Source organism: Cellulomonas dongxiuzhuiae, from assembly GCF_018623035.1.
GTDB classification, from domain to species: domain Bacteria; phylum Actinomycetota; class Actinomycetes; order Actinomycetales; family Cellulomonadaceae; genus Cellulomonas; species Cellulomonas dongxiuzhuiae.
In genome coordinates, this window is the sequence record NZ_CP076023.1 from 1061410 (window position 1) to 1083017 (window position 21608).

General features: G+C 73.8%; 16 protein-coding genes. 14 read left to right on the forward strand and 2 right to left on the reverse strand.

Features of this window, described 5'->3' with window-relative positions; genetic code table 11:
- The first annotated feature begins 11 nt into the window (after nucleotides 1-11).
- From KKR89_RS04760 to ychF, 3 genes are all read left to right on the forward strand, one after another.
- Nucleotides 12-779: an ABC transporter ATP-binding protein gene (locus KKR89_RS04760; RefSeq protein ID WP_208198095.1), complete on the forward strand. Its 768-nt coding sequence runs from the start codon at nucleotides 12-14 to the stop codon at nucleotides 777-779.
- Nucleotides 755-2308 carry a hypothetical protein gene (locus KKR89_RS04765; RefSeq protein ID WP_208198096.1) on the forward strand — a complete coding sequence of 518 codons (1554 nt, stop codon included), beginning with the start codon at nucleotides 755-757 and terminating at the stop codon, nucleotides 2306-2308. Before KKR89_RS04760 ends, KKR89_RS04765 begins: the two co-directional genes overlap by 25 nt.
- Before the next feature lie 70 nt (nucleotides 2309-2378).
- A complete protein-coding gene (gene ychF / locus KKR89_RS04770) occupies nucleotides 2379-3455 on the forward strand; it encodes a redox-regulated ATPase YchF (protein ID WP_208198097.1) in 1077 nt (358 codons plus the stop codon).
- 8 nt (nucleotides 3456-3463) lie between these two features.
- On the opposite strand, the gene arfB is transcribed toward ychF, so the two are convergent.
- Nucleotides 3464-3904: an alternative ribosome rescue aminoacyl-tRNA hydrolase ArfB gene (gene arfB, locus KKR89_RS04775; RefSeq protein ID WP_208198098.1), complete on the reverse strand. Its 441-nt coding sequence runs from the start codon at nucleotides 3902-3904 to the stop codon at nucleotides 3464-3466.
- A 122-nt stretch (nucleotides 3905-4026) separates the two neighbouring features.
- On the opposite strand from arfB, the gene KKR89_RS04780 reads away from it, so the two are divergent.
- The 4 genes from KKR89_RS04780 (at nucleotide 4027) to KKR89_RS04795 (ending at nucleotide 9659) form a co-directional block, all read left to right on the forward strand.
- Nucleotides 4027-4686, forward strand: coding sequence for a 4a-hydroxytetrahydrobiopterin dehydratase (locus KKR89_RS04780; RefSeq protein WP_208198099.1), 660 nt, complete (start codon nucleotides 4027-4029; stop codon nucleotides 4684-4686).
- 311 nt (nucleotides 4687-4997) lie between these two features.
- Nucleotides 4998-6851, forward strand: coding sequence for an ABC transporter family substrate-binding protein (locus tag KKR89_RS04785; protein ID WP_208198100.1), 1854 nt, complete (start codon nucleotides 4998-5000; stop codon nucleotides 6849-6851).
- A 190-nt stretch (nucleotides 6852-7041) separates the two neighbouring features.
- Complete coding sequence (locus tag KKR89_RS04790) at nucleotides 7042-8562, forward strand: ABC transporter permease (RefSeq protein WP_208198101.1); 1521 nt, start codon at nucleotides 7042-7044, stop codon at nucleotides 8560-8562.
- Nucleotides 8559-9659 (forward strand): ABC transporter permease, encoded by a 1101-nt coding sequence (locus KKR89_RS04795; RefSeq protein WP_208198102.1) that lies wholly within the window; start codon nucleotides 8559-8561, stop codon nucleotides 9657-9659. Before KKR89_RS04790 ends, KKR89_RS04795 begins: the two co-directional genes overlap by 4 nt.
- Nucleotides 9660-9688: 29 nt before the next feature.
- Here the strand turns inward: KKR89_RS04795 and KKR89_RS04800 are convergent, their stop codons facing one another.
- Nucleotides 9689-10300 (reverse strand): hypothetical protein, encoded by a 612-nt coding sequence (locus KKR89_RS04800; protein WP_208198103.1) that lies wholly within the window; start codon nucleotides 10298-10300, stop codon nucleotides 9689-9691.
- Between the two features lie 75 nt (nucleotides 10301-10375).
- Here KKR89_RS04800 and KKR89_RS04805 point away from each other — a divergent pair, with 75 nt between their 5' ends.
- The 7 genes from KKR89_RS04805 to KKR89_RS04835 all read left to right on the forward strand — a co-directional run bounded on the left by KKR89_RS04805 (nucleotide 10376) and on the right by KKR89_RS04835 (nucleotide 21584).
- A complete protein-coding gene (locus KKR89_RS04805; RefSeq protein ID WP_208198104.1) occupies nucleotides 10376-12211 on the forward strand; it encodes an ABC transporter ATP-binding protein in 1836 nt (611 codons plus the stop codon).
- 271 nt (nucleotides 12212-12482) lie between these two features.
- Nucleotides 12483-14576, forward strand: a complete 2094-nt coding sequence (locus tag KKR89_RS04810; protein WP_208198105.1) for an ABC transporter substrate-binding protein — start codon at nucleotides 12483-12485, stop codon at nucleotides 14574-14576.
- A gap of 58 nt (nucleotides 14577-14634) precedes the next feature.
- A complete protein-coding gene (typA, locus tag KKR89_RS04815; RefSeq protein WP_208198106.1) occupies nucleotides 14635-16572 on the forward strand; it encodes a translational GTPase TypA in 1938 nt (645 codons plus the stop codon).
- A gap of 26 nt (nucleotides 16573-16598) precedes the next feature.
- A complete protein-coding gene (locus KKR89_RS04820) occupies nucleotides 16599-17555 on the forward strand; it encodes a PIG-L family deacetylase (protein ID WP_208198107.1) in 957 nt (318 codons plus the stop codon).
- Between the two features lie 5 nt (nucleotides 17556-17560).
- The gene (locus KKR89_RS04825) at nucleotides 17561-17932 is read left to right on the forward strand and encodes a hypothetical protein (RefSeq protein ID WP_208198108.1); all 372 of its coding nucleotides are present in this window, start codon (nucleotides 17561-17563) and stop codon (nucleotides 17930-17932) included.
- Entirely contained in the window at nucleotides 17929-18426 is a 498-nt protein-coding gene (locus KKR89_RS04830; protein ID WP_208198109.1) for a flavin reductase family protein, read from the forward strand. Before KKR89_RS04825 ends, KKR89_RS04830 begins: the two co-directional genes overlap by 4 nt.
- A 158-nt stretch (nucleotides 18427-18584) precedes the next feature.
- Nucleotides 18585-21584: a VanW family protein gene (locus tag KKR89_RS04835; RefSeq protein WP_243883444.1), complete on the forward strand. Its 3000-nt coding sequence runs from the start codon at nucleotides 18585-18587 to the stop codon at nucleotides 21582-21584.
- Nucleotides 21585-21608: the final 24 nt, after the last annotated feature.

A 21608-nucleotide genomic window follows, 5' to 3' on the forward strand; every position in this document is an offset into this window, starting at 1 on the left:
CCTCCGCAACCATGGCGGGTGCGCCCGCCATCGCCCTGCAGGGGCTGTGGCGCCGGTTCGGGCAGAAGGTCGCGGTCGCCGGCATCGACCTGGAGATCCCTGCCGGGTCGTTCTACGGCCTCGTCGGTCCCAACGGCGCGGGCAAGACGACGACGCTGTCGATGGCCACCGGGCTGCTGCGACCCGACGCCGGCACGGTGCTGGTGCACGGCGTCGACCTGTGGGCCCACCCGACCGAGGTCAAGCGCAGCATCGGCGTCCTGCCCGACGGCGTCCGCCTGTTCGACCGCCTCACCGGCGCGCAGCTCGTGACGTACGCCGGGCTCCTGCAGGGGCTCGACCGTCCCACCGTCACGTCGCGCACGCGCGACCTGCTGGCCGCCGTCGGGCTCGAGCAGGACGCCGACACGCTCGTCGTCGACTACTCCGCCGGCATGACCAAGAAGGTGGCGCTCGCCTGCGCGCTCGTGCACGCACCGCGCGTCCTGGTGCTCGACGAGCCGTTCGAGGCCGTCGACCCCGTCTCGGCGGCGAACATCCGCGAGATCCTGCACCAGTACGTCGCCGGCGGCGGGACCGTCGTCGTGTCGTCGCACGTCATGGACCTCGTGCAGCGCATGTGCGACCACGTCGCGGTGATCGCCGAGGGCCACGTGCTCGCGGCGGGCACGGTGGACGAGGTGCGCGCCGGCAGGTCGCTCGAGGAGCGCTTCGTCGACCTCGTCGGCGGCCGGATCACGGGGGAGGGCATCGCGTGGTTGCGCACCTCGTCCGACTGAAGCTCACGCTGCTGCGCAACGGTCTGCGCCGCAGCGCGTGGCAGGTCGTCGGACTCGTCGTGGCCGCGCTGTACGGGCTCACGCTGCTGGGGCTCGCGGTGGCGGGTGCGGTCGGGCTCGGCTTCGTCGACGTCCAGCTGCGCGGGGACCTCCTCGTCGTCGTCGGCTCGCTCCTGGTGCTCGGCTGGTGGGTCGTCCCGCTCGTCGCGTTCGGCGTCGACGCGACGCTCGACCCACGCCGCTTCGTGACGTTCGGCGTCCCCCGGCGCGACCTGCTCGTCGGGCTGACGATCGCCGGGCTCATCGGCATCCCGGGCGTCGTGACGACGCTGAGCGCCCTGGCGACGCCCCTGGCGTGGTGGCGCGAGCCGCTCGCGGCGCTGGCCGCCCTCGTCGGCGCGGTGCTCGCGGTGCTCGCGTGCACGCTCGGTGCGCGTGCCACCACGACCGTCCTCGCGCCCGTCATCGGGCGGCGGCGCGTGCGCGAGGTGGTCGCGGCGCTCGCGATCCTGCCGTTCATCTTCCTCGGCCCGATCCTGTCGACCGTCGCCGAAGGGGCGTCGGGCGTCGGGCTGGAGTCCGTCGCGCGCGTGCTGTCGTGGACGCCGCTCGGTGCGGCCTGGGCGCTGGCGCCGGCCGTCGCCGCCGGCGACTGGGGCGGGCTGCTGCTGCGGCTCGTCGTCGCGCTCGCGACGCTCGTCGTGGCGCTGCGGGCCTGGTCGTGGGCCCTGGACCGCACCCTCACCGAGCCGGTCAGCGCGGGCGGCGACTCCCGCGCGCGGGGGCTCGGCTGGTTCGGCCGGCTGCCCGCGACCCCGACCGGTGCGGTCGCGGCGCGCGCCGCCACGTACTGGCTGCGCGACCCGCGCTACGCCATCGCGGTCGCGATCGTCCCCGTGCTGCCCGTCCTGCTCGCGATCTCCGCACCCGACGGCGCGATCGTGCTGGTCGCCGGCCCGGCGGCCGCCTTCACGGTGGGCTGGAGCATCTCGGCCGACGTCGCCTACGACGGCACCGCCTACTGGACGCACCTCGCCTCACCGCTGCGCGGCCTGGCGGACCGCTGGGGCCGTGTGCTCGTCGCGGGCTCCCTGGGGCTCGTCCTGACGCTCGTCGTGGTCGTCGGCACCGTCTGGTACGCCGACCGGTGGGACGCGCTGCCGGCCCTGCTCGGGGCGAGCGTCGGTCTGCTCCTGACCGCGCTCGGCGGTGCGAGCGTCGTCTCGGCGGCCGTCGTCTACCCCGTACAGCAGCCGGGGGAGAACCCGTTCGGCACCAAGCAGGGCTCGAGCGCGGCGGCGTTCACGTCGCAGCTGGTCGGCTTCACCGCGATCGGCGCGCTGGGTGCGCCGACGGCCGTGCTGGCGCTGCTCGCGGTCGTGCGCGAGTCCGCGGCGCTGGGGTGGGCCGCCCTGGGTGTCGGCCTGGTGCTGGGGGCCGTCGTCCTGGTGGTCGGCGTCCGGGTGGGCGGGTCGATGCTCGACCGGCGCGGTCCGGACCTGCTGCAGAAGATGCGCACGTTCGCGTGACGCCGGCGGCGGGCGGCCCCGCCCGCCGGGCGGCTCGGGGCGCCCGGACGGCTGCGTAGACTCGACGCCCGTGGCTCTCACCATCGGCATCGTCGGACTGCCCAACGTCGGCAAGTCCACCCTCTTCAACGCGCTGACCCGCGCGCAGGTCCTCGCGGCGAACTACCCGTTCGCCACGATCGAGCCGAACGTGGGCGTCGTCCCGCTGCCCGACCCACGCCTGGACACGCTCGCCGAGATCTTCGGCTCGGAGCGGATCCTGCCCGCCACGGTCTCGTTCGTGGACATCGCGGGCATCGTCAAGGGCGCGAGCGAGGGCGAGGGCCTCGGCAACAAGTTCCTCGCCAACATCCGTGAGGCCGACGCGATCTGCCAGGTCACGCGCGCCTTCGCCGACCCGGACGTCGTGCACGTCAGCGGCAAGGTCGACCCCGAGGGCGACATCGAGATCATCGCGACCGAGCTGGTCCTGGCGGACCTCCAGACGCTCGAGAACGCGATCCCGCGGCTCGAGAAGGAGGTCCGCGGCAAGAAGACGGACCCCGAGGTCCTCGACGCCGCCCGGCGCGCGCTCGCCGTGCTGGAGACCGGCCAGACGCTGTTCGCCGCCGGCCTCGCCGACGACGAGCACGTGCGCGCCCTGCAGCTCATGACGTCCAAGCCGTTCATCTACGTCTTCAACACCGACGACGAGGGGCTGGCGGACACCGCGATGCAGGAGCGGCTGCGCGCCCTGGTCGCGCCCGCCGAGGCGATCTTCCTCGATGCCAAGTTCGAGTCCGAGCTGGTCGAGCTCGAGGAGGACGAGGCCCGCGAGATGCTCGAGGCCAACGGCCAGACCGAGGCAGGCCTGGACCAGCTGGCGCGCGTCGGCTTCCGCACCCTCGGCCTGCAGACGTACCTCACGGCCGGTCCCAAGGAGTCGCGCGCCTGGACGATCCACCAGGGCTGGACGGCCCCGCAGGCCGCCGGGGTCATCCACACGGACTTCCAGAAGGGCTTCATCAAGGCGGAGGTCATCTCGTTCGACGACCTCGTCGAGACGGGGTCCGTGGCCGCCGCGCGTGCGGCCGGCAAGGCCCGCATCGAGGGCAAGGACTACGTCATGCACGACGGCGACGTGGTGGAGTTCCGCTTCAACGTCTGACCCGCCGGTCAGTCCCGCCCGGGGCGCCGGCGCTCCTGCTTGAGGGCCGACCGCTCCCGCTTGTCCTCCAGGCGGCGGCGCTGCGAGCCCTTCGTGCGCCGGGTGGGACGGCGGGGCGTCGGGGGAGCGACCGCCTCGCGCAGCAGCGCGGCCAGGCGCTCGCGTGCCGCCGCGCGGTTCTGCCGCTGCGAGCGGTGCTCGGCGGCGCTGATCGTCAGCACGGTGCCCGTGAGCCGGGGCGCGAGCCGGCCGAGCACGCGCTCGCGCTGCACGCCGTCGAGGGCGGTCGTCGTCCCGAGGTCGATGCTCAGCTGTACGCGCGAGTCCGTGGTGTTGACGCCCTGGCCCCCGGGCCCGGACGCGCGCGAGAACTGCTCGAGCAGGTCGGCGGCGGGCACGGTGAGGCCCGCGGGAGCGCCGGGTCCCGGAGCGACGTGCAGGTCGTCCACGCCCTCAGTGTGCCGTGCGGTGCCGCGGTACGGGTGGGGCGCGGGGGCGCCCGCCCGCCGCTGCACCGGGGTCGTCGTCCGTTCGACAGGCGCGACGGCGCGGCGTGCGCCACGATGCCGCCATGGTGACGAAGCTCACGGGTCAGCAGACCGCGGACGCCGGCCTGGTCGGCTGGGTCCACCTCAGCGACGGGCTGCGGACACGGATCACGACGGGCGGCTTCGCCGCCGGGCTCGCGCTGGTCGACGCGATCGGTGCCGCCGCCGAGCAGGCCGACCACCACCCGGACCTCGACCTGCGCTGGGGGCACGTGGACGTCCGGCTGTGGAGCCACGACGCGGACGGGGTCACGCAGCGCGACGTGGACCTGGCCCGCACCGTGTCCCGTCTGGCGGCCGACGCGGGGCTGACGCACGACGGGACGGACCTGCAGAGCGTCGAGCTGGCGCTGGACGCGCCGGACGGCGGTGCGGTCCTGCCCTTCTGGCAGGCGTTCCTCGGCTACGAGCGCCGACCGGGGGCGGACGACGAGGTCCGGGACCCGGCCGGTGCGCACCCCCCGGTCTGGTTCCAGCCGTCGGGGTCGGACGAGCCGCGCCAGCGGTGGCACCTCGACGTGTGGGTCGACCCCGCGGCGGTGCAGGGGCGGATCGACGCAGCGGTGGCCGCGGGGGGCCGGGTTGTCGACGACGCGCAGGCGCCGAGCTTCTGGGTACTGGCGGACGCGGACGGCAACCGCTCGTGCCTGTGCACGTGGCAGGACCGGCGGGACGGGGGATGAGCGTGGCGCGGGGTCCCGCTCGGCCTCCCTAGCAGACGCCCTGGCCAGTGGAGCGACCTGAGGTCCCGCGCCACCCGAACGTGGGATGTGTCATGGTCGTTTCAGGCGCGTTACCGCCTCGTGCGTCTCGTATGATGGACGGTACTGACCAGTATCAATCAGGTAACGATCGACATGGGCGTCTGTCCATGTCTCGATTGTCTCCCGCCCCGGGGCTAGCGTGGCCACAATTCAGGCGGACGCTCGCGCCCGGACCCCGAGCTGCACCGACGGGGTCGCGCGGCCACGTCCACCACGTCTCAGGAGGAACATTGAGGATCACACGCAAGGCTGTCCTCGCGTCGGTCGCGACGGTCAGCGTGCTCGCGCTCGCTGCCTGCACGGGCGCCGACGAGGGTGCCGGCGGGGGTGCCGGCGATGACGACAACGCGGGGATCAACACCGACACCGCGCTGAACATCGCCTGGGACCAGCCGTTCTCGTCCGCCAACACGGAGAGCACGACCGGGAACGCGACCAAGAACGCCGTGGTCATGTACATGGCGAACTCGCGGTTCAACGACTACGACCACGACCTGAACCTCGTGATCGACGAGTCGTTCGGCACCTACACCAAGGTCTCCGACGACCCGCTGACGATCGAGTACACCTACGCGGACACGGCGCAGTGGTCCGACGGGGTCGCGGCCGGCCCGGCCGACCTGCTGCTGGAGTGGGCTGCCCAGAGCGGCAAGTTCAACAACGTCGAGGCGGAGTACGACGCCGAGGGCAACGTCGTCAACCAGGACGCCATCGACGCGGGCATCTTCTTCGACGCGTCGAACCCTGCCGTGGCCCTCATCGAGGACACCCCCGAGATCGACGGTGACTCGATCACCTTCGTGTACTCCAAGCCCTTCGCGGACTGGGAGACGGCGATCGACAACAACCTCCCGGCGCACATCGTGGCGCAGCGTGCCCTCGGGATCGAGGACGCGGAGGAGGCGACCGACGCGCTCGTGTCCGCCATCACCGAGAACAACTCGGAGGACCTGGCCAAGATCGCCAAGGTCTGGAGCGACGACTGGAACTTCGCGTCCCTGCCCGACGACCCGCAGCTGCTCGTCACCTCGGGCCCGTACAACATCTCGGAGTTCGTCGAGGAGCAGTACCTCACGCTCACCGCGAACCCGGAGTACAAGGGCGACCACGAGGCCGTCTTCAACAAGGTGACGCTGCGCTACAACGGCGACCCCATGGGTCAGGTCCAGGCGCTGCAGAACGGCGAGGTCGACCTCATCAGCCCGCAGGCCACGGCTGACGTCCTCACCGCGCTCGAGGCCATCGACGGCCTCGAGGTCGAGAGCAACATCGAGGGCACGTACGAGCACGTCGACATGCAGCAGGCCAACGGCGGCGTCTTCGACCCGGCGACCTACGGCGGCGACGCCGCCAAGGCGCAGAAGGTGCGTCAGGCGTTCCTCAAGACGATCCCGCGCGACAAGATCGTGCAGGACCTGATCAGCCCGCTGAACCCCGACGCCGAGGTCCGCAACTCGTTCACCCAGGTGCCCGGCTCGCCGATGTACGACGGCATCGTCGGGATGAACGGCCAGGCCACGGAGTACGGCGAGGTCGACATCGACGGCGCCAAGGCGCTGCTGGCCGAGGTCGGCGTGCCGAGCGTCCAGGTGCGGATGCTGTTCGACCCGAACAACACCCGACGCACGAACCAGTTCGAGATCATCAAGCAGTCGGCCGCGCAGGCCGGGTTCGACGTGGTGCCCTACACGGTCCAGGTCGACTGGGGCACCGACCTGTCGAACTCCACGTCGTTCTACGACGCGGCGCTCTTCGGCTGGCAGTCCACCGCGACCGCCGTCACCGAGTCGGACGCGAACTACCGCACCGGTGCGACGAACAACTACTACGGGTACTCCAACCCCGAGGTCGACGCGCTGTACGACGAGCTGCAGACCGAGACCGACCCCGCGGAGCAGGAGCGCATCCTGGGTGAGGTCGAGAAGCACCTCATCGACGACGCGTTCGGCGTGACGATCTTCCAGTTCCCCGGCGTCACCGCCTGGAACACCTCGAAGGTCGGCAATGTCCAGAAGATCTCGATCTCCCCGACGATCTTCTACGGTTTCTGGGAGTGGACCGCCGGCGAGGCCGCGGCCGAGTGAGGTCCGGGACCCCGGCGCGCGTGCGTGCCGGGGTCCCGACTGCTCAACGCACGACGAGGGCGCCGAGGCCCAGGGCCTCTCCGGCGCCCTCGTCGTGCGTGCGTACCAGACCGCGTCCCACACCCACCTGGACGTCACCGGGATACGATCCCGGGCGACAGGCTTCCCGTCACACCCGAGGTAGCCCTCCGTGCTGAACTTCCTCTTTCGCCGCATTGCGGCCGGGATCGCCACCCTCGTCGTGGCGCTCTTCCTCATGTTCCTGCTGGTCGACCGCGCGATCGACCCGCTGCAGGACCTCATCGAGAGCACCGCGCCCAACAAGCAGCAGCTCATCGAGCAGCGCATCGCCGACCTGAACCTCGACGTCAACGTGGTCGTCCGGTTCTTCCAGTGGTTCGGCAACGTGCTGACCGGCGACCTGGGAACGGCCTGGCGCTCGGGCCGCGACGTGAGCAGCCTGCTCACCCACGCGATCGGCTCGACGCTCGAGCTCGTGACGGCCGCCACGTTCCTCGCGGTGATCCTGGGCGTGACGGTGGGCATCGTGTCCGCGCTGCGCCAGTACAGCGCGTTCGACTACATCACCATCTTCCTGTCGTTCCTGCTGTTCTCGCTGCCGTCGTTCTGGGTCGCCGTCCTGCTCAAGCAGTGGGCCGCGATCGGCTTCAACGACTTCCTGCGCGACCCGGTGATCGCGTGGCCCGTCATCATCGGCGCGTCCCTGCTCGTCGGCCTCCTGTGGTCGCTCGCCATCGGCGGATCGCCGCGGCGTCGGGTGCAGGTCTTCGGGATCGCCACCGCCGCCAACGTCGCGCTCCTCGCCTACATCCAGCTCACGGGGTGGTGGGACCGGCCGCAGATCGGGCCCGTCCTGCTCGTGGTGCTGGGCGCGGGCACAGCCGTCGCGGTCGTCGGCGTCTTCGCGGGCCTGCACAACCGGCGCGCGCTGTGGACCGCCCTGACGGTGGTCGTGCTCGGTGCGGTCCTGTACTTCCCGATGCAGGTGCTGTTCGACTCGATCACCGAGTCCAACTGGCTCATCGTCGGCCTGGCGCTGGTCGCCGCCGCGGTCGGCTACCTCGTCGGACGGCTGTACGGCGGCGCCGACTGGCGCCTGTCGGCGCACACGGGCGCCGTCGTCGCGCTCGTCATGGGCGCGCTGATCTTCGTCGACCAGGTGCTGCAGGTGTGGGGGCCGTACTTCAAGGCCCTGGACGGGCGGCCGATCCCGACCTTCGGTGACCGGACGCCCAACCTCGGCGGCAACTACTGGGTGCAGGTGCTCGACTCGTTCACGCACCTGGCGCTCCCGACGGCGACGCTCGTGCTCATCGCGTTCGCGTCGTACACGCGCTACGCCCGCTCGAGCATGCTCGAGGTCATGAACCAGGACTACATCCGCACCGCGCGCGCCAAGGGCCTGCCGGAGCGACTGGTCATCGTGCGGCACGGGTTCCGCAACGCGCTGATCCCGCTCGCGACGGTTGTGCCGATCGACGTCATCACGCTGATCGGCGGCGCCATCATCACCGAGGCGGTCTTCGCACGGCCGGGCATGGGGCAGCTCTTCGTGCGGTCGCTGACCGAGGCGGAGATCGAGCCGGTCATGGCCTACCTGCTGGTGACCGCCATCCTCGCCATCCTCGCCAACATCATCGCGGACATCGTGTACGCGACGATCGACCCCCGGATCCGGTTGGACGCATGAGCATCCCGATGACACCCCCGTCCGGCCCGCCGGTCGACGAGCACCTCGAGAACGAGATCGAGCTCAAGGAGGTCGAGGGGCTCTCGCAGGGCCAGATCGTCCGCCGGCGCTTCTTCCGTCACAAGGGCGCGATCCTCGGCCTGGTCATGCTCGGCCTCACGACCCTGCTGGCGCTCACCTCCGTCGGTGTCGGGCCGGTGCCCGGCTGGTGGCAGTGGACGCCGTACCAGACGCCGTCCGTCGTCGACGCGGGCCGCCCGTCGATGTCCCTGCCGACGTGGCTCGGCGGTTCCGGCTTCGCGATCGGCGACCACCCGTTCGGCCAGGACGAAATCGGGCGCGACATCTTCGCGCGCGTCATGGCCGGCGTGCAGACGTCGCTCATGGTCATGGTCGTGATCGGCACCGTCTCCGCGGTGATCGGCATCGCGGTCGGCGCGGCCTCCGGCTTCTTCCGTGGCCGCTACGACACCGTCCTCATGCGGCTGACGGACCTGGTCATCACGGTCCCGACCATCGTCATCGGTGCGGTCATCGGCAAGATCGCCGGCGGCGTCAGCGGCCTGGTGTTCGCGATCGCGATGGGTCTGATCCTGTGGACGACCCTCGCGCGCCTCGTGCGCGGCGAGTTCCTGTCGCTGCGCGAGCGCGAGTTCGTCGACGCGGCCCGGGTCGCCGGTGCGAGCAACATGCGCATCATCTTCAAGCACATCCTGCCGAACGCGATCGGCACGGTCATCGTGTCGGTGACGCTGCTCATGAGCTCGGCGATCCTGCTCGAGACGGCCCTGTCCTTCCTCGGGTTCGGTGTGCAGCAGCCCGAGATCTCGCTCGGCCAGCTCATCAACCAGTACCAGCAGGCGTTCGCCACGCGGCCCTGGCTGTTCTGGTGGCCGGGCCTGTTCATCGTCGTCATCGCGCTGAGCATCAACTTCATCGGCGACGGCCTGCGCGACGCGTTCGACCCGCGCCAGAAGCGCATCCCGTCGGAGCGCAAGATGGCCAAGGCGATGGAGGCGGACGGCTCGGCCGCCCGCGCCAACGCCTCGACCGTGCGGCCGGCGGACGACGTCCGCAACGCCGGCACGGGCTCGTGACCGCGGTGCCGACGCCGGGCTGCGGCGGATCAGCCGCCGGTCAGCACGGCGACGCTCGCCGCGGCGAGCACCGCGACGGCGCCCACCGTCACGACGTGCACGCGGCGCGTCGTCGTCAGGCCCTGCTCGACGGCGACACGCTGCGCACCGTCGAGGTGGCCCGCGGCGACCAGCGCGTCGTGCCGGGCCTCGATGGCCGCGCCGACTCTCTCGGCGGTCGCCTGCAGCGAGCGCACCGGGCGGCCGGGCGCCGGCACGGCGCCGGGCAGCGGTGCGCGGCCTCGGCGGACCCGGCGGGCCGTGGCGCTGGCGCGGGGTGCGGCGAACACCGTCACGTCACCGTCGCTGGTCCGCACGACGAGCGACCAGCCGTACACGACCTCGCGGTACGTGGGCCACGGGACGTGCACGGTGCTCAGCACGTTGCGCACGACGACCTCGCCGTCGGACACCTCCACCCCGGGTCGCCAGAACAGCGCCCACAGCACGACCACGACCAGGCCGACGAGCGGCAGCGCGCGCAGCGCCTCGCCCGCGCCGTCCTGCACCGTGACCGACACGAGCGCGACCAGCCCGATCGCCGCACCGGCGAGGGTCAGGACTCGCCCGTAACCCGACGTGAACTCCTGCGTGGCTCCCACGTGACCATGCTCGCAGACCGGCACCACGCCGCCCCCACCGGGCCGACGGCGCGCGTGCAGGAAGGACGCTGAACGGTGGCACTCGACACGCCTCCCGGCCCCACCCGTACCGACGAGCCCGTGCTGTCGGTGCGGGACCTCGGCGTCGACTTCTACGTCGACGGCACGTGGTACCCGGCCGCGGCCGACGTCTCGTACGACGTGCGTCCGGGCGAGGTGCTCGCGATCGTCGGCGAGTCCGGCTCGGGCAAGACGCAGTCCTCGATGGCGCTGCTGGGTCTCCTGCCGCCGAACGGCCGTGCCCGGGGCTCCGCGAAGCTGGACGACCGCGAGCTCGTCGGCATGTCGACGAGCCGGCTGCGCCGCATCCGCGGCAAGGAGATCGCGGTCATCTTCCAGGAGCCGATGACGGCACTGAACCCGGTGTTCACGATCGGCTTCCAGATCGTCGAGACGCTGCGCGCGCACTTCGAGATCGGCCCCGCCGAGGCGCGTGAGCGCGCGATCGAGCTGCTGCGGCTCGTCGACCTGCCGAACCCCGACAAGCGCGTCGACTCCTACCCGCACCAGCTCTCGGGCGGGCAGCGGCAGCGCGCGATGATCGCGCAGGCCCTGGCGTGCGACCCCAAGCTGCTCATCGCCGACGAGCCGACCACGGCCCTCGACGTCACGGTGCAGGCCGAGATCCTCAAGCTCATGCGGGACCTGCGCGAGCGGATCGACGCGGGCATCGTGCTCATCACGCACGACATGGGCGTCGTCGCCGACATGGCGGACAAGATCATCGTCATGAAGGACGGCCGGATCGTCGACCAGGGGCCGACCCTCGACGTCTTCCGCAACCCCCAGCACCCGTACACGGTCAAGCTGCTCGAGGCCGTCCCGCACCTGGGCAAGGGTGCGGCCGCCTACGCCGCGCGCCCCGCGACCACGACGGCACCCGTCGACGCGCCGGCGCCGCCGGCCGACGGCGAGGAGCCGCTCGCGCTCGACGCGCGGGACATCGTCATCGAGTACCCCGGACGGCGCCGCACGCCGACGTTCCGCGCCGTCGACGGCGTCTCGCTGCAGATCCGCCAGGGCGAGGTCGTGGGCCTGGTCGGGGAGTCCGGCTCGGGCAAGACGACGATCGGCCGCGCCGTGGTCGGGCTGCTGCCCGTCACGAGCGGGTCGCTGAAGATCGTCGGCCAGGACATGGTCGGTGCGTCGAACAAGGACCTCAAGCCGCTGCGCACCAAGGTCGGGATCGTCTTCCAGGACCCGGGCTCCTCGCTGAACCCGCGCCTGCCGATCGGTGAGTCCATCGCCGAGCCGCTGCTGCTGCACCGGGGCGTCAAGGGGCAGGCGGCGCAGCGCGAGATCGAGCGGCTGCTCGACCAGGTGCGGCTGCCGCGCGCGATGCGCAACCGCTACCCGCACGAGCTGTCGGGCGGTCAGCGTCAGCGCGTCGGCATCGCCCGGTCGCTCGCCCTCGAGCCGCGCCTGCTGGTGGCCGACGAGCCGACGTCCGCGCTCGACGTGTCCGTCCAGGCCGCCGTGCTCGACCTGTTCCAGGAGCTGCAGCGCGAGCACGGCTTCGCGTGCCTGTTCATCAGCCACGACCTGGCCGTCGTCGAGATCCTGTCCGACCGCATCGCGGTCATGCGCAACGGGCGGCTCGTCGAGGTGGGCGAGGCCGCGCAGGTGGTCCACGACCCGCAGGACCCGTACACGCAGCGGCTCATCGCCGCCGTCCCCGTGCCGGACCCCGAGGCGCAGCGCGAGCGCCGCATCGCGCGCGACGCTCTGCTCGAGGCCCAGCGCGGCGAGCTCGAGGCCGAGGAGGCGCGGCAGGCTGCCGACGCCGCCCGGCACGACAGCGTCGGCATCGACGAGATCGACAACGAGCGGACGCACGGCACCGGCGTCTGACACGCCGCCCCGCCGACGACGCCCGACCACCCTCCCGGTGGCCGGGCGTCGTCGTCCCCGGGGCCGCCTGGGGGTGCGACGCGCCTGCCCAGCGGCGCCCGGTGTGCGGGGAGACGCACCGCTGCGGTGCGATCGTGGCGATTCGCGGCTCTCGTGGGGTTCAGCCCGCGCGTCCGCGCGCCGATGCACGGGTGGGCGTGGCAGGGTCCCGACGGGAAACGGGCGGGCGTGCCGCCGACGCGGCGTGGGAGGCGGACGGGTGACGGGGACGATGCGGGCGACGAGCGCGGTGCGGCCGACGGCGGGGACCGGGGCAGGAGGGACCAGCACGGCGGGCACCGGGACCGCGGGGACCGGGACCGCGGACGCCGGCGCGTGCACCGCGGGTCGCCGGCCGCGTGCCCGGGCGGGCGCCGCGCTCCTGGTCCTGCCGCTCGGGCTCGGCGCCCTCGCTGCCTGCACCTCGGAGCCCGTGGACCCGGCACGCGCCGGGACCGTGGTCGTCTCGGCAGACCTGCCGTTCGCCTCGCTCAACGGCGCCACGGCCGCGGGTCGGGCGCCCGGGAGCGTGCTGGTGCGCGGACTCGTGCAGTCGGGCTTCACGTCCCTCGCCCCCGACGGCACGGTCACGGTCGACGAGTCGTTCGGGACCGTCGAGAAGGTCACGGACGACCCGCTGACCGTGCGCTACACCATCGCCCCGACGGCCCGCTGGTCCGACGGCGTGCCCGTCGGTCCCGCGGACCTGCTCCTGGAGTGGGCGGCCCGCAGCGGCCAGCTCGACGAGGTCGTGCCCGAGCTCGACGCCGACGGCGCGGTGGTCTCCACCAGTGACGACGTCGTCCTGTTCGGTGCGCCGTCGGCCGCGCTCACGCGCGCGTCGAGCGTCCCGACGGTCGACGGCGCCACGGTGACGGTCGTCTACGACGTCCCCGTGGCCGACTGGGAGGTCGCCCTCGACGTGAACCTGCCCGCGCACGTCGTCGGCAGGTGGGCGCTCGACCCCGACGCGCCCCCGCTGCCGACCGTCGCGCCCTCGGTGCCCGCCGCGACGTCGACCGCCACGACGGCCGCCGGCGACGGGCCCGCGACGACGCCCGCCGCCACGCAGCCCGCGTCCCCGTCGACGTCGGCCACCCCCGCGACGACGGGTGACGCGACGCCCGGTGAGCAGGACACGGCCGACGCGGACGGCGACGCGGACGCCGAGGCCGAGGCGTGGGCCCAGGCGGTCGTCACGGCCGTCCAGCAGCAGGACCGGGCGGCGCTCGTGCCCCTGTCGCGCGTCTGGCGCACAGCCGGACGTGCCACCGACGTCGCGTCCGACCCGACGCTCACCACCACGACGGGCCCCTACGTCCTGGCCCAGGTCGACGCGTCGGGCGTCGAGGTCGTCCGCAACGAGCGGTACGCGGGCGACGCGGCTGCGTCGTACGACCGTGTGCGGCTGCGCACCGACCTCGACCCGCTCGCCCAGGTCGACGCGGTCGACGACGACGCCGTCGACGTCGCGGCGCCGGTGAGCACGCGCGACGTGCTGGCGGCGGCCGAGGACCTCGAGGACGTCGCGATCGGCACCGGGGGTGACGCCGTCCTCCAGCTGGTCGTGCAGGAGGGCGCCGGGGGAGTCTTCGACCCGACGTCCCACGCGAGCGCACCGGACCCCGCGGCCATCGCCGCCGGGCTGCGCGCCGCGTTCCTCGCGAGCGTGCCGCGCGAGGAGGTGGTGGCCGACGCCGTGCGCCCGCTGTGGGCGCGGGCGCAGGTGTCCGACGTCGTGGCCGCGCAGGTGGCGCCGGCCGCGTCGACGGCGGCACCGGGTGAGCCCACCCCCGCGCCGGAGCGTGCGGCCGACCCGGTCACGGTGCGGGTCCTGACCAACACGGCCGACCCGGTGCGGTCCGTCGCGCTGGACCTCATCACGGACGCCGCGGCGGACGCCGGCATGGCGGTCGTGCCGGTCGACGCCGACCCGGCGCAGACCCTGCGCACGCGCCCCGAGGACTGGGACGCGGCGCTCGTGCCCGTCGCCCAGGACGACCTGCCGGTCGCCGCGTTCGTCGCGCGCTGGCGCAGCGGCGGTGCGACGAACGTCACGGGCCACACCGACCCGGCGCTCGACGCGGTGCTCGACGCGCTCGCCGCGCAGCCCGACCGGGCGGAGGCCGCCGACGCGCTGACGTCCGCGGCGCAGGCCCTGCGGACCTGGGGCGCGGTGCTCCCGGTCGTGCGCACGCCGGCCCTCACGGTGACCGCCGTACGCGACCCCGAGAGCGACCCGGGGCTGCCCGTCGTGGCGGACGTCCCCGTCCTCACACCCGCTGCGGCGGACCTCACATGGTGGTGGGGCTGGACACGACGGTAGGATGGGTCGCTGCGCCGACGCCTCGGCTAGCCCCCAGCCTCCTGAGATGAGTACCCGCATGCCCGCAACCGACCAGGCCACCGCCACCGCCGTGCGCTCCGACCTGCGCAACGTCGCCATCGTGGCGCACGTCGACCACGGCAAGACGACCCTCGTCGACGCGATGCTCTGGCAGTCCGGCGCGTTCGGTGCGCACGACCACGTGGACGAGCGTGCGATGGACTCGGGGGACCTGGAGCGCGAGAAGGGCATCACGATCCTCGCGAAGAACACGGCGATCCGGTACTCGGGTCCCGCGGCCGCGAAGGTCGGCCAGCCCGACGGCATCACGATCAACGTCATCGACACCCCCGGGCACGCCGACTTCGGCGGCGAGGTCGAGCGCGGCCTGTCGATGGTCGACGGCGTCGTCCTGCTCGTCGACGCGTCCGAGGGCCCGCTGCCCCAGACGCGGTTCGTCCTGCGCAAGGCGCTCGAGGCCAAGCTGCCGGTGATCCTCGTGGTCAACAAGGTCGACCGCCCCGACGCCCGCATCGACGAGGTCGTGCACGAGGCGACCGACCTGCTGCTCGGCCTCGCGTCGGACCTGCAGGACGACGTCCCGGACCTGGACCTCGACGCGATCCTCGACGTGCCGGTCGTCTACGCGGCCGCCAAGGTCGGCAAGGCCTCGCGCACGCAGCCGGCCGACGGCGACATGCCCGACAGCCCGGACCTCGAGCCGCTGTTCGAGACCATCCTCGAGAAGATCCCGGCGCCGACGTACGACCCGACCGCACCGCTGCAGGCGCACGTCACCAACCTCGACGCGTCGCCGTTCCTCGGCCGCCTCGCGCTGCTGCGCATGTACAACGGCACGCTGCGCAAGGGGCAGACCGTCGCGTGGGCGCGCCACGACGGCACGCTGCAGAACGTCCGCATCACCGAGCTGCTCGAGACCAAGGCGCTCGACCGCGTGCCGACCGACGAGGCCCGGCCCGGCGACATCGTCGCGGTGGCCGGCATCGAGGACATCACGATCGGCGAGACGCTGACGGACCCCGACGACCCGCGGCCGCTGCCGCTCATCACGGTCGACGACCCGGCGATCTCGATGACCATCGGCATCAACACCTCGCCGCTGGCCGGCAAGGGCGGCAAGGGCCACAAGGTCACCGCCCGGCAGGTCAAGGACCGCCTGGACCGCGAGCTCATCGGCAACGTGTCGCTGCGGGTGCTGCCCACCGAGCGCCCCGACGCGTGGGAGGTGCAGGGCCGCGGCGAGCTGGCCCTGGCGATCCTCGTCGAGCAGATGCGCCGCGAGGGCTTCGAGCTCACGGTCGGCAAGCCGCAGGTCGTCACCAAGAAGATCGACGGCAAGGTCCACGAGCCGACCGAGCGCATGACGATCGACGTGCCCGAGGAGTACCTGGGCGCGGTCACGCAGCTCCTCGCGCAGCGCAAGGGCCGCATGCAGACGATGAGCAACCACGGCACCGGCTGGGTGCGCATGGAGTTCATCGTGCCGGCGCGCGGGCTCATCGGGTTCCGCACGCGGTTCCTCACGGACACCCGCGGCACCGGCATCGCGTCGTCCATCGCCGAGGGCTTCGAGCCGTGGGCGGGCCCGATCGAGACGCGTGTCAACGGCTCGCTCGTCGCGGACCGCTCGGGCGTCGCGACCCCGTTCGCGATGCTCAACCTCCAGGACCGGGGCGCGTTCTTCGTCGAGGCCACGGCGGAGGTGTACGAGGGCATGGTCGTCGGCGAGAACGCGCGCAACGAGGACATGGACGTCAACATCACCAAGGAGAAGAAGCTCAACAACATCCGGTCGTCGACGTCGGAGTCGTTCGAGAACGTGGTGCCGCCGCGCAAGCTGACGCTCGAGGAGTCCCTCGAGTTCGCGCGCGAGGACGAGTGCGTCGAGGTGACGCCGGAGGTCGTGCGCATCCGCAAGGTCGTGCTCGACCAGACGGAGCGCGCGCGCCAGACGGCACGCAACAAGAAGTCCTGACCCCGGCGTCGCGAGCGGGGAGGACCATGACCGGCGGCCTGCTGGCGGTGCACGCGCACCCCGACGACGAGTCGCTCGCGACCGGCGCGCTGCTCGCGACGTGGGCGGCCGCCGGTCGTCCGGCGACGGTCGTGACCGCCACGCGCGGCGAGCGCGGTGAGGTCATCGGCCGACGGTGGGCCCGTCTCGAGGGTGACGGGCCCGCGCTGGCCGAGCACCGCGAGGGCGAGCTCGCCGCCGCGCTGCGCGCGCTCGGGGTGCACGACCACGGGTTCCTCGACGAGGCCGTGACCGCGGACGTGCGGTACGAGGACTCAGGCATGGCGTGGGTCGGCGCAGGCCGCGCCGGGGCGTCCGACGACGCCCCGCCGGACGCCTTCGCGTTCGCGCCCCTCGCGCAGGCGGCCGGTGCACTCGCGCACCTGCTGCGGCTGCGCCGTCCGCACGTCGTGGCCACGTACGAGCCGGGTGGCGGCTACGGGCACCCCGACCACGTCCGGGTGCACGAGGTCACGACGCTGGCGCTCGAGCTCGCCGCGCGCGAGGACGACACGCACGCGCCCGCCCACGCGGTGCCCGTCGTGCTGTGGTCGGTGGCGGGCAGCGCGGCGCTGCGGCGCGCGCAGCACGCGCTGGCCGGCGACGCCGTGCGTGCGGCGCTGGGTCGCGACGGCCGGGGCCTCACGCTGCCGGACCCGGCCGGCGAGCAGTCGAGCGTGGCCGTGCCCGACGACGAGGTCGACGTCCTGGTGGACGTCGCGCCCGTCCGGCACCGGCTCCTCGCCGCGCTGCGCGCCCACGCGACGCAGGTGCAGGCCGTGCGGGCCGTCGACGGCGACGACGCGCTGCTGGGCTGCTACGCGCTGAGCAACGCCGTGCTGGCCCCCGTCCTGCCGGCCGAGGCCTACCGGTACGCGCCGGGCAGCGCGCGCGCCGAGGACGCGGGCGTGACGTGGCCCGCCGGTGTGCGACCGGTAGCCTGAGCGACGTGCAGCCGCCTACCGTCGCGACCCTCTGGCGTGCCGCCGTCACCCTGGGCCTGGGCCTCCTCGCGGGGACGCTGGGCACGGTCATGCACCGCGCGGTGCGTCCCTGGGGCCTGGTCGTCTGCCTCCTGCTGGTGCTCGTCATCGTGCTGGTGTCGCGGGCGTGGGTCGGGTGGTTCGGGTACGTCGCGAGCGCCGGTGGCGCGATCCTCGCCGTCCAGGTCCTGGCGACCGGCGGCCCCGGCGGCGACGTCCTCGTCACGGGGCGCGACCTGTGGGGACCGGCGTGGGTGATCGGCGTCGTGCTCGTCGTCGCCCTGGTCGCCTTCGCGCCACGACGCTGGGTCGAGGACGAGCGGCCGCCGACGCCATGAGCCTCGGCGACGTCACGCCCGACGCCTTCCGCGCCGTGGTCTCCCGGCTGGCCTCCGGCGTCGTCGTGGTCAGCGCCGTCCAGCGCGGCGTCGCCCACGCGGCGACCGTCAGCTCGTTCGCGTCCGTGTCGCTCGACCCGCCGCTGCTGCTCTTCTGCGTCCATGCCGACGCCCGGCTGCGCGAGGTCCTCGACGACGTCGACACGTGGGCGGTCTCGGTGCTGTCCGACGCCCAGGCCGACGTCGCGGACTGGCTCGCGTCGCCCGGCCGGCCCGCCGTGGGGCAGCTCGACCGCGTGCCGCACCGTCCGGCCCCCGTGTCGGGGGCGGCGTGGGTCGACGGGGCCGCAGCGTGGTTCGACTGCCGCACCGAGGCGGTGCACCCCGCCGGAGACCACGACGTGGTCGTGGGCCGGGTCCTCGCGGCGGCGGAGGGCGGCGCGGACGGCGGAGCGCTCGTGCACCTGCGCGGTCGCCTGCGGGGCGTCCGGTAGGACGGCGCCGACGCGCCCGGGTGCGGGGGAGCCGTGTGGAGCGGGTGAGGATCGGCGACGAGGCCCCCGATCCGCCCGTCGCGGCCGGTCAGCGCCGTAGGATCGACCCGCACGACGCGTGCCCCGGGGCGCGCGCCCAGGACCTTCACGGGGGATCGATGACGCACGGCACCGACCGCGACACGCCGACGGGCGAGGCCGCCGACCGCGACGCCGCCGCGGGGCCCGAGCGCTCCGCCGCGGACGGTGCGCGCGAGGGCGTGCCCCAGCCGCACGACGCACCCGACGCGGCGGACGTCACCCCGTCCGTCGCGGCCACCCCCGCGGAGTCCCGGTCCGACGAGGCGCCGCAGGACGCCGCACCCGACGAGCCCGCCACCCCCGATGAGCCCGCCACCCCCGACGAGCCCGCCACCCCCGACGAGCCCGCCACCCCCGATGAGCCCGCCACCCCCGACGAGCCCGCCACCCCCGCGGAGCCCGCCACCGCTCCGGCTGCCGCCGGAGGCGAGCAGAGCCACCGCGCGCAGCCCCTGGCCACGCCCCGCGTCGACGCCCGGCGCCCGCTGGCCCCGGAGTCCGGTGAGCCCCTCGCGTCGTGGCCCTCGTGGGACGACGTCGCCATCACCGCACCGGCGGCTCCCGCCTCCGACGCCACGACCACGGACGAACCGGACGTGTCGGCCGGCGGCACGGACGAGCCCGACGTGTCGAGCGACGGCACCGACGAGCCGGACGTGTCGAGCGACGGCACGCAGGCGCCGACAGTGTCGGTCGCCGGCCCGGACGGATCCGCCGCGTCGACCCCTGCCGCTCCCGACGACCGTCCCGACGCCCCCGCCGGCGGCGAGGTCGAGCCGACGCCCCTGCCGCCGTTGAGCCTGGGCGGCCTGTCCGCGCTGGCGTTCACCGCGCTCAACGCCGCCTCGGTCGGCGTCGCGGCGCACGCCCTGCCGCAGAGCCCGCTGTCGCATGCGCCGGGGCAGACGGACGACCGCGGCGATGTCGCGTCCGCCGGCTCGCCCGCGGCGGGCGAGGTCCCGGACACGTCCGGGGCCGGAGCGCGCTCGGCGGCCCCCGGCACGACGTCCGGCGCACCCGACGCGCCGGCCGCCGACGCGCCGGCCGCCGACGCGCCGGCCGCCGACGCGCCGGCCACCGACGCGCCGGCCACCGACGCAGCCCCGTCGCCGACGCTCGCGGACGCCCCCGTCACGCCGCGCGCCGACGAGACCGCCGTGGTCCCTGCCGCTGACGCGACCGCCGTCCTGCCGCCCGCGTCGGCCGCGGCCGCGCCCGAGGACCTGACGACCCGAGCCACCCCCGTGGCGTCCCCGCCCGGCACACGGTCCACCGCCGCCGACGGCGGCCCGCGCACCCCGGCGGGCGGACCGGTGGAGGGCACGCCCGACGCCGAGCGTGAGACGTCCCCGCTCGACGTCTTCGAGCCCGAGGACGGGCACCGGCGCTGGCCGCGCGTGCTCGCCGTCGTGGGGGGCTCCGTGGCGCTCGTCGGCGCGCTGTACGTCGGGGCGTCCTACGGGCTGGCCGACCGCGTGCCGCGTGGTGCGACCGTCGCCGGTGTCGAGATCGGCTCGATGTCCTCCGACGAGGCCGAGCAGCGCCTCGCCGACGGCCTGGCGGACCGTGCGTCGTCGCCCGTGCCCGTCGTCGCGCAGGAGGTGCAGGCCGAGGTGGACCCCGCGGCCGCGGGCCTGGAGCTCGACACGAGCGCCACGGTGGCGCGGCTGACCGGCGTGGACCTGACGCAGCCCGTGCGGCTGTGGCGGCACCTGGTCGGTGTCGGCGAGCAGCCGCCCGTGAGCCGGGTGGACGAGGACGCGCTCGAGTCGGTGCTGACGCAGGTCTCGGGCTCGCTGACGCTGGCTCCCGTCGACGGCACCGTCGTGTTCGCCGACGGAGCCGCGCACGCGACGCAGGCCGTCGACGGCTGGGAGCTGGACACGGCCGGGGCCGCCGTGGTCCTGCAGGACGGGTGGCTCACCCAGGAGCGTCCCCTCGTGCTGCCGACGAGCGTCGTGGCGCCCGCGGTGACCCAGGGGGAGACCGACCGCGCGCTGCGCGAGCTCGCCGAGCCGCTCGCGGCCGCGCCCGTCACGGTGCAGGTCGCCGACCGCCAGGCGGTGCTCGACGTCCCGACGCTCACCGCGCACGCGTCCGTCGTCCCGGTGGACGGCGCCCTGGACCTGCAGATCGACGGCGCGGCACTGGCCGACGCCGTGCTGACCCAGGTGCCCGACCTGCTGACCACGGCGTCGGACGCGCGGTTCGAGTTCCAGGACGGCTCGCCGGTCATCGTCCCGGGCACGGCCGGGACGACGCTCGACCCGGCGGCGCTCGCGACGTCGGTCGTGACCGCGGCGACCGCGGGGGGCGACCGTCTCGCCGCCGTCGAGCTCGTCCAGTCCGATCCCGCGCAGACCACGGCCGAGCTCGAGGCGCTGGGCGTCAAGGAGGTCGTCTCGGAGTTCTCGACGCCGCTGACGAACGAGCCGCGCCGGACGGGGAACATCGCGAACGGCCTGAAGAACATCACCGGCACGCTCGTGCGGCCGGGGGAGACGTTCAGCCTCACCGACGCGCTCGGGCCGGTCGACGCGGCCCACGGCTTCGTGGAGGCGGGTGCGATCGTCAACGGCGAGCACAAGGACGCGTGGGGAGGCGGGCTGTCGCAGGTGTCGACCACGACCTTCAACGCGGCCTACTTCGCCGGCTTCGAGGACGTGGAGCACACGCCGCACAGCGAGTGGTTCCAGCGCTACCCCGAGGGCCGCGAGGCCACGATCTTCACGGGTGTCCTCGACCTGAAGTGGAAGAACAACACGCCGTACGGCGCGCTCGTGCAGGGCTACGTGGCGGACGGACGCGCGTACGTGCGGATCTGGAGCACCAAGCACTTCACGGTCGAGACCTCGAAGAGCGGGCGCTCCGGGGTCGTCAACCCCACGACCGTGTACTCGCAGTCCCCGACGTGCGAGCCGCAGAGCGCCGGCAACCCCGGCTTCACGGTGACGAACACCCGTCGCGTCCTGCTCAACGGCGAGGTCGTCGACACCGAGTCCTCCACCTGGCGGTACAAGCCGCAGAACCGGGTGATCTGCGGCGCGGCACCGACCGCCGCGGCGCCGACGCCGTGACGTCGGCCCCCTGACGCCGGTCCG

Bases quoted from the DNA above. Each gene is read 5' to 3' on its own strand.
- KKR89_RS04810 (WP_208198105.1), top strand. From the start codon at position 12,483: ATGCGGGCGACGAGCGCGGTGCGGCCGACGGCGGGGACCGGGGCAGGA.
- KKR89_RS04795 (WP_208198102.1), top strand. From the start codon at position 8,559: ATGAGCATCCCGATGACACCCCCGTCCGGCCCGCCGGTCGACGAGCAC.
- KKR89_RS04830 (WP_208198109.1), top strand. From the start codon at position 17,929: ATGAGCCTCGGCGACGTCACGCCCGACGCCTTCCGCGCCGTGGTCTCC.
- KKR89_RS04835 (WP_243883444.1), top strand. From the start codon at position 18,585: ATGACGCACGGCACCGACCGCGACACGCCGACGGGCGAGGCCGCCGAC.
- typA (WP_208198106.1), top strand. From the start codon at position 14,635: ATGCCCGCAACCGACCAGGCCACCGCCACCGCCGTGCGCTCCGACCTG.
- KKR89_RS04820 (WP_208198107.1), top strand. From the start codon at position 16,599: ATGACCGGCGGCCTGCTGGCGGTGCACGCGCACCCCGACGACGAGTCG.
- KKR89_RS04780 (WP_208198099.1), top strand. From the start codon at position 4,027: ATGGTGACGAAGCTCACGGGTCAGCAGACCGCGGACGCCGGCCTGGTC.
- KKR89_RS04760 (WP_208198095.1), top strand. From the start codon at position 12: ATGGCGGGTGCGCCCGCCATCGCCCTGCAGGGGCTGTGGCGCCGGTTC.